Source organism: Hufsiella arboris, assembly GCF_009834875.1.
Taxonomy (GTDB): Bacteria; Bacteroidota; Bacteroidia; order Sphingobacteriales; family Sphingobacteriaceae; genus Hufsiella_A; species Hufsiella_A arboris.
In genome coordinates, this window is record NZ_WVHT01000001.1 from 242,607 (window position 1) to 255,022 (window position 12,416).

Consider the following 12,416-nt stretch of genomic DNA (forward strand, 5'->3'; position numbering starts at 1 on the left):
GACGTGTCCTTTTTCTGCATCCCTTAAACAGTAGTATTACGCTTAAATTATCCAACTAGCGGGAGCGTGATATAGAATTCAGTCCCTTCGTCATGAGATGTCTTAAAACTGATTGTTCCCTGCATATTCTCGATCGCCTGCTTTACAAATGCGAGCCCAAGGCCGGTGCCCGAGCTTTTTGTTGTAAAATTCGGGTTAAAGATCCGGTCTTTTAACCCGTCAGGGATACCGCGCCCGTTATCACTTATAGAGACCGCTGCTCTGCGATCCTTTTTCTGCATGTTGATTTGAATTAAGCCGGGGCGATCGGCAGGAATGGCTTCTATTGCATTTTTAATGAGGTTGTTAAAGCATCTTAACAGCTGCTCGGGGTCGCCCTGAATAAAAGTGCCTCCCAACTCATCATTTAAATTAATAACTAAATGTTCCGAGTTTTTATAAACCTCTATTGATTTATCGATCACTTCGCGCAAATTTACGTCGCCGAGAGTTGTTTCGGGCATTTTGGCAAAGTTTGAGAACTCCGACGCTATTAAAGAAAGGCTCTCGATCTGTTCAATGAAGGATTTGCTGAATTTTTCAAATTTCTTGTTAAAGTTCGGGTCTTTCTCACGGTAGGATCTTTCAAGTAGCTGAACACCTAGTTTCAGCGGAGTAAGCGGATTTTTAATTTCATGAGCAACCTGCTTCGCCATCTCCTTCCAGGCAATTTCTCGTTCGCTACGGGCAAGTTTCTGTGCACTATCATCAAGAGCGGTAAGCATGTTATTATACTCTTTGATCAGGCTGCCAATCTCATCGTTCCGTTTCCATTCAAGCTTTTCATTTTTATGGCCGATCTTCATTTCCCTGAAACTCTTTTCTATCATTGTTAAGGGATACGTAATCCGGTTGGCAATAAAAACAGCAAAAAAACCTATCGCCACAAAAACGAGCGCATATACGTTGATCAGTGTATTCAAAAATTGGCCGATGCGGGCCTCATAATCGTGTACGTTTGAAAAGTATGGAAGCCCGATATAAGCAATTGTTTCATTGTTCCGGTTCGTTATTGGTTTATAGGCTGCGAGATATTTCATTCCGCCGATATGCTCACTGCCGATAAACTCGGATCGCTCGAATTCATGCATATTGATATAAACCAGCGGGTTAATTCGGTTTGAAATCAAGCCATAGTCGAACAATTTCGGCTGTGTTGTATAAACCAGTTTGCCGGATGAATCATAATAATTCAGGTCGGTAGAGTTACTTTCGGCGAAGATGTTAAATGTTTGCTCATTAATGATCAATTCACCATTACTGAACATTTGCTTTTGAAAAGCCGCTATCACCTTGTTGATCTGGCCGACTACATTTTCTTTCTGCTGTTCCTGGTATTGTACACTTGTGCTGATGTAAGTAACAGCTCCAACAAGAAGCAGCGTCAACACAACAGCGGCAACCATTGATGCCTGGATCCGTGTTTTATACAATATCCGGTTCTGACGCATAAAAGCTTTCAAACTTAAGCCGTTGCTGCTTAGGTCGTAATTATCCACGGCATTGACAATCCAGCCAATCATAACCAGCATGAATGAAAACACCAGCAAAACCAAAAATAGAAATGAAATCGAAGCCAGTTGCATAACCCATGTAACCCTGGGTTTGCTCACAATAATCAACCTGCTATCGTTCGTTTGATAAATAAGATGATTGTAGCCATTGCGATTCTTGAATATAAAAGATTTGAGTTTTCCGCTGAAATCTAAATTACTAAGCGAATAAACGTAACGGCCGCTTTGTGCGATAAGACGGTTGCTATGATAAAAAGCGAATGAATAATTAGAGAAATTATCCCTCGAGTTCATTTTGCTGTCTTCAAGTACTCCCGGAAAATTGTTAACGTCGGCAAAAGGTTTTGATTTCAAATCGATGATCAGTGTTCCCAGCGTTTTGCCGTTTTCGACAATTGGCAGCAAAGCAAAATAGTTTTGATACCCAAAAGTGTTGTTTATGCGATAGAAATAATCGGTGACCTTAATTGCACCATGCACAACCAGATCGCGGTAATGGTTCAATGACGATGTTTCGTTTTCAAACCGCTTACCGTTATATTCATATTCGAACGTTTTAAAGTCGAACCTCGAGAGATAGCCATCAAAATATGAACGCTGAAGGCGATTATTAAATGTGCTATAATCTCTTTCCGGCGATTTAAAATATTCTGCAATTAGCTCGTCTTTTAAAATACTTTTTTCCAGATTGGAGAAAAGCACAATAGCATTTGGATCGTCTGACGATTCAAGTCTTTGTACAATTACCTTCCGCTCTTCATGCTCCCTGATCAGATTAAATTCTGATAATTTTAATGAAGCAATTACTGCCAGTACCAACACAGTAAATACAAATATGCCGAGGTTAAATGAGGCGTCCGTTTTATAAATATGAAAGCCGCGAATGAATATGATCAGGCTGAACAACAGGTAATAAAAGCTATAATCTGCGATGATTAATTTACAGATGGTGACTACCAGCAAACCGCCAATAAAGAGCGTGGAGCGTAATTTATTGGACAGATTTAGCGTAGTGCTTAAAACAATAATAATCTCAACGATCAGGTAGAGATTTAATACGGTGATGCATAAAATGAGAATCCCCAGCCAACTGTAAGCGTTCAGGTTTAAAATGTTACTCAGGTCAAAATTGATTTTTGAATTGGTAATCATCCCAAAAAACACGTTGTTAAGCTGCATAGCAACCAGCGATATAACCAGTCCTAAAAGGACAAAGATTACGATGCTGACCCATTTGCTTAACTGAAAATCAGATAGCCGGATTTTGAACCGGTTATAATACACAAACACCAGGAACCAGGTGGTGGCAATGACATTTAAAAGCAGATCGCCAATGGAAGGAAAGAAGAAATTATCGGCATAGAGGCGTGGATCAAAAATCGGCAAATCAAAATGACTGCCCAGCCAATTATATTGCAGGCTGAAAAGCCTTAACGTTAATAAAATAGAGAACAGCACCACTACAGCTGTTTTGGGAAAGCCCTGCGCAACAATTCGGCTGCAAAAAGAGGTAAAAAACACACAACCGAATACCGCGGCCAGCAGCCACATCCAAAACTCCACTAATGAATAAATGGAGTTATTTGTCGCATGTCTTAGCTTAACAGAAAAGAGGTATTTACCATCTGCATTCCGGATGTTATAATCATCTTTATCATTCAATCCGGCAATATCAAGATTGTTGGATCTAAGCAAATCAGTCGAGAATTGATTTTTTAAATACCGGTTTTCAACTGCATATTGTGCTTTTACCGGTATATAAAAAACTACCGAAAAATCTCCGCTGGTTTGTTTAATTGATTCATACCATCCATTCTGCCATTCGATCATTCTTGAACCTTCGCTTAAACCCGCGTCAGTTTCGGGCACCACCATATTGGTTCCCCAGAACAAAAGGCTTTGTTTGTGGTAGGTGAATACGTAAATGCCATTTTGTTCAATAAAGTCGTTAATAAAATACGCAGCAAGCTTTCCATCCTTATGCAGATTTTTAAGCATTGAAATATTAACCGGGTTCGCTAAGAATTCCTTTACAATATTTTCCTTATTGTGGAGGTTCGATTCAAGAATCCGGGCGTCGTAATTAAGCACCTCCTCCTTACGCGAGGTAAGATTAATTGTAACCGCGGTTGCAACGAAACAAAGACTTAAAATGAATATGAGTAAGCGAATTTTAAAAGGGGTATTCACGCGTAATGCTTTAAACTAAGTTACCATAAAACAGCAGAGGCTCAAAAATTTGAGCCTCTTATAAAATTTCGTCTACTATTAAGCAACTGTAGCGCTATTTGTTTCAATCGAACGGTTAACTTTCTTAACAAGTCCCTGCAACACATTTCCCGGGCCGACTTCGGTAAACGACGTCGCGCCGTCATGTATCATGGCTTCAATAGTCTGCGTCCACCTTACGGCTCCGGTTAATTGGGCGATGAGGTTATGCTTGATGCTTGCCACATCTTTATATGGATGTGCGTCAATATTCTGGTAAACAGGGCATACCGGCTCCTGGATGTTGGTTTCCTCAATTGCGGCCTGCAATTCTACGCGTGCAAGTTCCATTAAAGGCGAATGAAAAGCTCCGCCGACATTCAACTTCAATGCACGTTTAGCTCCTTTTTCAAGCAATTTTTCACAGGCTTTATCGATGCCTTCAATTGTTCCGGAGATAACGAGCTGCCCGGGACAGTTATAGTTAGCGGGAACAACAATCTCGGCGATCATCTGGCAGGTATCTTCTACGGTAAAATCGTCAAGGCCCAGGATTGCAGCCATAGTTGACGGCCTGATTTCGCAAGCTTTTTGCATAGCGTTCGCACGAATTGCGACCAAGCGTAAGCCGTCTTCAAATGATAGTGCCCCTGCAGCTACCAAAGCGGAGAATTCGCCCAGCGAATGTCCGGCAACCATATCAGGTTGAAAGTCATTTCCTAACGTTTTTGCCAGAATAACTGAATGGAGGAAAATCGCCGGTTGTGTAACATTGGTTTGTTTAAGTTCTTCTTCTGTACCATTAAACATGATATCAGTGATACGGAATCCAAGAATGTCGTTTGCTTTTTCAAACAGCGCTTTTGCCTCTGCGGATCTGTCGTATAAGTCCTTACCCATTCCTGTAAACTGCGCACCCTGGCCAGGGAAAACATATGCTTTCATAAATCTTTATCTAATTAGGTTAATCTAAACTGGCAGTAATCAATCTTAAAAACTCAGCCCGTGTTTTTTCGTTAACAAACTCGCCGGTGAAAGCCGAAGTTGTTGTAACCGAGTTTTGTTTCTGGGCTCCGCGCATCGCCATGCAAAGATGCTTGCATTCGATAACCACAGCAACACCAGCAGGTTTTAATGTATCCTGTATACAATCGCGAATCTCATTGGTTAACCGCTCCTGGACTTGCAGACGCCTGGCAAAGGCATCAACAACGCGTGGAATTTTACTAAGTCCTACAATATGTCCGTTAGGAATATAGGCGATATGCGCTTTGCCAAAAAAAGGCAGCATATGGTGCTCGCACATCGAATAAACTTCAATGTCTTTAACCACAACCATCTGACTGTAATCTTCCTTGAACATGGCGCTTTTCAATATTTCCGCCGGCTTCATGTCATACCCGTGAGTTAAAAACTGCAAAGATTTAGCTACACGCTCGGGAGTTTTAAGCAGGCCTTCGCGAGACGGATCTTCACCCAGCTTGCCCAAAATATCGTGATAATGGGCGGCAATGCTTTCTATTTTCTCGCTATTGTAACGATCAATCTTTACATAGCCTTCGAACTCGGATTCTTCCGAGATGTCGTTTAATATTTTATCGCTAAGCTGGGTCATTTTACTCACCAAAGTATTCTACAAAATTGTTCTCTGTTTCATGCAGCTTTATGCTGTGAAGCTGTGCGCCGTACTCTTCAACAGGTTGTTTCAGCTGATTAAAGATTTCGATAGCCAAAATTTCGGTCGATGCCATTTTATCCTTCATGAAGTCAACATCCAGGTTGATATTTTTATGATCAAGCTTATCGGTAACACGGCTTTGAATAACATCTTTTAAAACTTTGAGATCCATTACAAAACCTGTGTCAGGATCTATTTCACCCTTAACAGTTACAAAAAGCTCATAGTTATGGCCATGCCAGTTTGGATTGGCGCATTTGCCGAACGTATCAAAATTCTTGTCATCGCTCCACTCCTTTCGGGCAAGCTTATGTGCGGCACTGAATCGTTCTCTGCGTGTAATATAAATCATTCCCTGTCAAAATATGACGCAAATATAAGTCATTTGGATTTGGCGTTTAATGCCAGCTTTCACAGGCTTGTAAAATTTGATGATTGCCAGCTGAATATTCTTTCACACATTTGTTAAATAAATATGCCTATGACTATTCTTATCGTAGCAGCAACTATCGAAGAAATAACGCCCCTGCTGAGCGAATTTAAGCTACAAGCCGGAACGAATAATTGTCGCGGTAACAAAATCGGCGTATTAATTACTGGCGTCGGAATGACAGCTACTGCATTTGCCCTGGGCACCGAATTCGCCGGAGCGTCTTACGACTTAGCGATCAACCTTGGCATTGCCGGAAGTTTTGACCAGTCGGTTGAGCTGGGCAAGGTGGTTCGGGTTGCCGAAGATTGTTTTGCCGAATTGGGCGCTGAAAATGACGCCACGTTTATTTCCATCGATAAGTTAGGATTTGGCCAAAGCGTCTATCGCGAAAAATTACCTGCGAACATTCAAGATTTTGCTCCCGTGCCAGTGAAATCGATAACAGTAAATAAGGTACACGGAAACGACCAAAGCATTGAACAGACCCTCACCCGTTTACATCCGCAAATTGAAAGCATGGAAGGGGCCGCTTTCTTTTATGCCTGCGATAAAGCCGGCATAGATTGCTTACAGGTCAGGGCAATATCAAATTATGTAGAAAAACGCAATCGCGACAATTGGAAAATAGGTTTAGCCGTTAAAAACCTCAATATATTTGCGACGAAATTTTTAACCCAAATCCTCCACTAATCTGGGAGGTAAGTAAAACATGGAACTTACACTTGGATTTTCACCTTGCCCGAACGACACGTTTATTTTCGATGCGCTGATTCACCATAAAATAGACACCGAAGGCCTTACCTTTAAAGTAGTTTATGAAGATGTCGAAACGCTTAATCAAAACGCATTTCAGAGCATACTCGACATTACTAAACTAAGCTACCACGCTTATGCTTACGCTGTCGACAATTACATTTTGCTTGATGCAGGAAGCGCGCTCGGTTTTGGCGTTGGGCCACTGCTCATTTCAAAAAAAGGAATTGATCCTGAATCGGATAAAAACCTGAAGGTTGGAATTCCCGGGAAATATACCACCGCTAATTTCCTGCTTGGCGTTGCGTTTCCAGGTTTACAAAATAAACAGGAAATGCTTTTTTCAGATATTGAAAATGCGTTGCTCAATGAAAAAATAGATTTGGGCCTTATCATACATGAAAACCGGTTTACTTACCAGGATAAAGGCCTGAAAAAAATCATCGACCTTGGCGACTTCTGGGAGAAAAAAACCGGATGTCCAATACCACTTGGCGGGATTGTCATGAAAAGAAGCCTGCCGGAAGACGTGATTCAAAAGGTTAACCGGGTGTTACGAAGAAGCGTTGATTTCGCCTTTCAAAATCCAAAATCAGGCTTGAATTTTATTCGCTCACATGCCCAGGAAATGAGCGTTGAGGTGATGTATAAACACATTGAATTGTATGTTAACAAATACTCCGTAGATTTGGGCGATGATGGAAAACATGCCATCAAATTGCTTTTTGACACAGCCGTACAAAGCGGAATCATTCCGGCTGTGAATAAAGAGCTGTTTTTAACCCAATCTTAGTACGATAATATGATCATAGTTACAGGTGCCGCGGGCTTTATAGGAAGCTGCCTCGTTCAAAAATTAAATGATGAAGGTTATAACGACCTGGTGTTGGTAGATGACTTTTCCAGTGTAGAACAAAACAAAAACTTCGAAGGCAAACGCTATTCACAACAGGTAAACAGAGAAGATTTTCCGCAATGGCTTCGGGATAATCAGCTGCACGTACAATTCATTTTTCATCTTGGAGCACGTACAGATACCACTGAGTTTGATTACGAACTATTGAATCGCCTTAACCTGGATTATACCAAAGAAGTATGGAACATCTGTGTTGAATTCGGGCTTCCGTTACTATACGCCTCATCTGCTGCAACTTACGGCCTGGGAGAATTTGGCTATGAAGACGATGAAAGTAAAATATCACAGTTAAAGCCGCTCAATCCTTACGGTGATTCAAAGAACGATTTCGACATCTGGGCACTCGCGCAGGAAAAAAAACCATATTTCTGGGCGGGAATTAAATTTTTCAACGTTTACGGACCCAATGAATACCATAAGGGACGCATGGCTTCGGTAATTTTTCATACGTATAACCAGGTTCAGAAAACCGGCAGTATGAAGTTGTTCCAATCTCATCGTGACGACGTAAAAGACGGCGAACAAAGACGCGATTTCGTTTATGTAAAAGACGTCGTCGAAGTGCTATATTTCTTTATGCATCACCGCAAAGATTCAGGAATCTACAATTTGGGATCGGGTCATGCACGCACGTTCCTTGACCTCGCAACCAATACGTTTAAATCGGCAGGAAAAGAACCTGAAATCAGTTTCGTTCCAACGCCTGAAGATATTCGCGACAAATACCAGTATTTCACAGAAGCAAAAATGGACAAGCTGGCTTCGATAGGTTATCACAAGCCTTTTCATTCACTTGAAGAGGGTATTAATGATTACGTTAAAAACTATCTTATCCCAGGCAAATACTTCTAATTTTTAGCCGGGGTATTGCTTGCTAAAAGCATTTTTTCAAGTTCATTATCCCGGCTATAAACGTCATTCCGGAAATTAAGCTTTCCTGTGTGGTCAACCCACGCGGTGAAATAACCGATATAAACTTTCACAGGATATTTAAACGCGTAATATCTTTCCGATCCGGCGTGCATAGCTGCATCGATCTTCGCTTCAGTCCAGTTTGGGTCGTCTTTTAAAAGCTCAACAGCAAGCTGTTTGGGCTTAGCCACTCTTATACATCCATGGCTAAATGCCCTGGCCGGCTCATTAAACAATTCTTTGGCTGGTGAATCGTGGAGATAAATATTGTTGGAATTTGGAAACAAAAACTTTACCAGTCCCAGCGAATTGTTTGCACCCGGTTTCTGCCGGACGTTGCCTCCATTCCATTCCATGCGATGAGCTGCCAGGTAATTAGGATTCCGGGCCATACCTGGTTTTATTTCTTTCGCGATAATGCTGGGTGGAACGTACCAATAAGGACTGAAAACAATGTTTTTCATGTCACCAGCAAAAATTACCGTCTTGGTCATCACTTTACCTACTACAACATTACAAGCAAACGTTAGCTTCTTGTTTTCGAAATAGTGAAGTTTAAACTCGGGGATATTTACCAGGATATAGCGTTGCGTCTCGTAATCAATAGGAACCCAGCGGCAACGTTCCATGTTAACGATCATTTTTTTGATCAGATCGGCCACCGGAATATTCATTTTGTTTATCACCGCCTTATCGATCATAGAGCTTTCGGTTAACCCGAACCGGGCTTTAAAATTCTTTACCGCCTCTGCCATGTCTGCATCGTACTTGTTTGTATGATTGTCAGCTTCCAAATCGCCGAATGTGTGGAGATATTTTTTGACCTGGCCTATGATAGCACTTGTGTCGCCCGGCAGGAATCCAAATGAGTTGTTTTTAACGGCAATGGGCTTCCAGCTTCCGCTTTCTTCAATGCTATCGTATTTCGCCAGCCATTTCTTCAATAGCATATATTGTGAAATAACCGGTTCTTTCAAATCCGGGCTTCTGTTAAGGGCCGAATCCAGGAAGGACGAATACGCTAATTTTTTTCGTGGAAGGTACCAGCCTTTAATATCCGAGCTTCTGCTTGCGCTCCAAACTTTATCAGCAAAGAAGAAATACATGTTAGTAAGCATTAGCTCGGTGGCGGCATTGATTGCAACCTTCTCGTTTGAATTGGACGTACTGTCGAGGCCAACCATCCGCTTCATCTCCGTTTCGTAAGGCACTTGTTCATCAATTCCTTCATTTTTGAGATTTAAAATGCGGTTTACGAGATTGTGGGTTTGTTCGATAAGCCCGTTTTTATTGAACCACACGTATTGCTCCCGTTGCTTATAAAATTCAACTGTATTGGGCTCGTAAACTTTTAACCGGGGGTATGATTTATAAAACTTACCGATTGACGATCGATCAAATGTTAAATTGGTATTGGCATCAAAGCTTCCCTTTACAGAGAGGTTTTGTGCCTCTAATGTGTCCGACGATACAGATTGCTTTTTATTTTGAGATTGGCATTGCGTAAAGCTGCTAAGGCAGATCAGGCAAGTTGTCAAAAGTTTAAATTGGCACCTTTTTAACATACCACTTTTTTTAAGGGTTAAGATACTCAAAATCAAAGCTATCTTGGCATTAAAACGCATCTCGTTCGAAAAGAAATCACTTTTTTTATTTCATATTCTGTGAAATTCATAATTTCAGCTCTACATAGCAGTATTATGGATCACAAAATGTCTCCTGTTATTAAGGCGCAAGAATTACTACACCTAATAGAAGCACCAAGCCTTATTCTGATTGATGCAAGTGCAGGTCCGGGGGCAAGGGATAATTATCTAAAAAAGCATCTTAAAGGAGCGTTATACGCCGACTTAGAGAAACAACTCGCTGAAGTACCGCAAAATGCTGCTAACGGAGGACGGCATCCCTTGCCGGATACGGCTAAATTTGCACGGGTATTAGGTAATCTGGGGATATCAACCGACAGTCATGTCATCATTTATGACGATAAAAATGGCGCTAATGCTGCCGCGCGGCTGTGGTGGATGTTGAAAGCTTTCGGTCATGAAAAAGTACAAGTACTTGATGGAGGATTCAAAGCGGCGCTTGAAGCCAATTTTCCTTTAAACTCTGGAGAAGAAAACCATTTAAAACACGCTGATTATCCTGCTCAAAACTGGCAGTTGCCAATAGCAAATATCGAAGAAACCGGAACGGCCGCTCTTGACAAAAATTCATTAGTTATCGACGTGCGCGATGCTTTCCGCTACAACGGAGAAAGCGAACCGATAGATTTGATTGCCGGCCATATTCCCGGAGCCGAAAATATTCCTTTCGGATCAAACCTCGATTCCGAAGGCTTTTTCCTTGATCCATCCGTACTTAATAAAAAATATTCTGAAGCACTACGGGGCTTGCCTCCCGGCCGTGTTATCGTACACTGCGGCTCGGGCGTTACGGCCTGTCATACCCTTTTGGCTATGGATTATGCTGGTTTAGATATTCCAAAGCTCTATGTTGGTTCGTGGAGCGAATGGTCAAGGAATGATCTGCCGATAGCGACGAAACGGTAAAAGTATTTCCTAAGCCTTAAAACGAATAGATGCCACTGCACAAGGGTTAGCCCTCCGGCGCATACCTTTTGGGAAGCAGCAAAACGTCAAAAATTTGAGCATTGCAGTGAACTGTTAATAGCAGTACATTTTTTGCCCATGTGCCTGTAAGAGTATTTAAATCACCTTGAATAAATTTATCAGATAGCTTCCGTTACATTGAGCGCATGCTTGATACTTAACCTTGATGAAACCAGCGATGCAATAAGTGAGATGATCATAACTGTACAAAAGACCAGCAAAAAATCGGTCGCTTTAAGGCCTATAGGATACGAATCGACTACCATATTTGCACCGGCCATTTTTATAAAGCCGTACCGCTGCTGAAGTATGCAAAAAATCAATCCGGTAATAATTCCGGCAATACATCCCGAAACCGATATAAGCATTCCTTCAATCAGAAAAACGTTTTTAATCAGGTTGCTTCCGGCACCCATGCTGCTTAAAATGGCAATATCCTTTCGCTTGTCAATCACCAGCATTGTCAATGATCCAATGATATTAAAAATGGCGATGATTAACACAAAAGTGAGAATGATAAAAATTGCCCATTTCTCGGAATTGAGAACTTTATAAAGCAGCGCGTTTTGCTGCATGCGATTTTTTACCAGGAATTTTTTGCCTAGTTGTCGTGAGATTTCTTTTTGTACGGAGTTCTCATTTTCGCCCGGCTTAAGGCTGATCTCAACCGCCGAAATATTTTTTTCCTCATCAAATAAGGATCTCGCAAAATTGATCGGAACAATGATCATTTCGTCAAAATCCTTTTGTATCTCAAATATGCCCGAAACCCGGATTGTTTGTGCGGTAAATTCATCCGCCGGATTGATTGAATTGCCGGCATTCTTTTTCGGAGAAAAAAACTGGAGGCGGTTAAAATCATTGTCCACGTTAACACCCAAATAGGATTGCGCCACCGAACCGATAATCGCGAAATTCTCTTCGCCATCATGTAACATAAATTTACCATGGACCATATTACTGTCAACGTTTTTATCTTTTATAAAGTTGTCGCTAACACCTTTTACAAGGCCTATATATTGTCCGTTTCCATAGCGTACCAGCGATTTTTCCTGCAACACTTCGGTGTATAGGGCAACTGCTGGATTTCGCTTCAGTTCTTCAAATACCTTTCCGCTATCTGCAAACGATTTGCCGAGTGCCGGTTCAATCCTCAATTCCGGAGTGAAGGTGTTATACATAGAAAGAACCAGCTTTTCGAATCCGTTAAAAACAGAAAGTATAATTACCAGCGCTGCACTTCCCACAAATACGCCAAGCATCGAAATACCTGATATGATATTGATAGCGTTTAAAGATTTTTTTGAAAGCAGGTAGCGCCTGGCGATATAATACGAAACGTTCATACTTT

Annotated in this window: 10 protein-coding genes; 4 read left to right on the forward strand and 6 right to left on the reverse strand. The window is 41.4% G+C overall.

Features of this window, described 5'->3' with window-relative positions:
- Positions 1-47 precede the first annotated feature (47 nt).
- From GS399_RS21045 to GS399_RS01040, 4 genes are all read right to left on the reverse strand, one after another.
- A complete protein-coding gene (locus GS399_RS21045) occupies positions 48-3,743 on the reverse strand; it encodes a sensor histidine kinase (protein WP_160842650.1) in 3,696 nt (1,231 codons plus the stop codon).
- 78 nt (positions 3,744-3,821) lie between these two features.
- Positions 3,822-4,706, reverse strand: a complete 885-nt coding sequence (gene fabD / locus GS399_RS01030) for an ACP S-malonyltransferase (protein ID WP_160842651.1) — start codon at positions 4,704-4,706, stop codon at positions 3,822-3,824.
- 19 nt (positions 4,707-4,725) lie between these two features.
- Positions 4,726-5,376, reverse strand: coding sequence for a GTP cyclohydrolase I FolE (gene folE, locus GS399_RS01035; RefSeq protein ID WP_160842652.1), 651 nt, complete (start codon positions 5,374-5,376; stop codon positions 4,726-4,728).
- A gap of 1 nt (position 5,377) precedes the next feature.
- Positions 5,378-5,791, reverse strand: a complete 414-nt coding sequence (locus GS399_RS01040; RefSeq protein WP_160842654.1) for a 6-pyruvoyl trahydropterin synthase family protein — start codon at positions 5,789-5,791, stop codon at positions 5,378-5,380.
- A gap of 129 nt (positions 5,792-5,920) precedes the next feature.
- Between GS399_RS01040 and mqnB the strand changes: the two genes are divergently transcribed.
- From mqnB to rfaD, 3 genes are read left to right on the forward strand one after another with little or no spacing between them, the layout of a single operon-like run.
- Positions 5,921-6,562, forward strand: a complete 642-nt coding sequence (mqnB, locus tag GS399_RS01045; protein WP_160842655.1) for a futalosine hydrolase — start codon at positions 5,921-5,923, stop codon at positions 6,560-6,562.
- A gap of 19 nt (positions 6,563-6,581) precedes the next feature.
- Positions 6,582-7,418, forward strand: coding sequence for a menaquinone biosynthesis family protein (locus tag GS399_RS01050; protein ID WP_160842657.1), 837 nt, complete (start codon positions 6,582-6,584; stop codon positions 7,416-7,418).
- A gap of 9 nt (positions 7,419-7,427) precedes the next feature.
- Positions 7,428-8,393 carry an ADP-glyceromanno-heptose 6-epimerase gene (rfaD, locus tag GS399_RS01055; protein ID WP_160842658.1) on the forward strand — a complete coding sequence of 322 codons (966 nt, stop codon included), beginning with the start codon at positions 7,428-7,430 and terminating at the stop codon, positions 8,391-8,393.
- On the opposite strand, the gene GS399_RS01060 is transcribed toward rfaD, so the two are convergent.
- Positions 8,390-10,018 carry a L,D-transpeptidase family protein gene (locus GS399_RS01060; RefSeq protein WP_160842660.1) on the reverse strand — a complete coding sequence of 543 codons (1,629 nt, stop codon included), beginning with the start codon at positions 10,016-10,018 and terminating at the stop codon, positions 8,390-8,392. The genes rfaD and GS399_RS01060 overlap by 4 nt on opposite strands.
- A gap of 135 nt (positions 10,019-10,153) precedes the next feature.
- Between GS399_RS01060 and GS399_RS01065 the strand changes: the two genes are divergently transcribed.
- Positions 10,154-11,005 (forward strand): sulfurtransferase, encoded by an 852-nt coding sequence (locus GS399_RS01065; protein ID WP_160842662.1) that lies wholly within the window; start codon positions 10,154-10,156, stop codon positions 11,003-11,005.
- A gap of 179 nt (positions 11,006-11,184) precedes the next feature.
- Here GS399_RS01065 and GS399_RS01070 read toward each other — a convergent pair whose 3' ends face one another.
- The gene (locus tag GS399_RS01070; RefSeq protein WP_160842664.1) at positions 11,185-12,411 is read right to left on the reverse strand and encodes an ABC transporter permease; all 1,227 of its coding nucleotides are present in this window, start codon (positions 12,409-12,411) and stop codon (positions 11,185-11,187) included.
- Between the last annotated feature and the right edge of the window lie 5 nt (positions 12,412-12,416).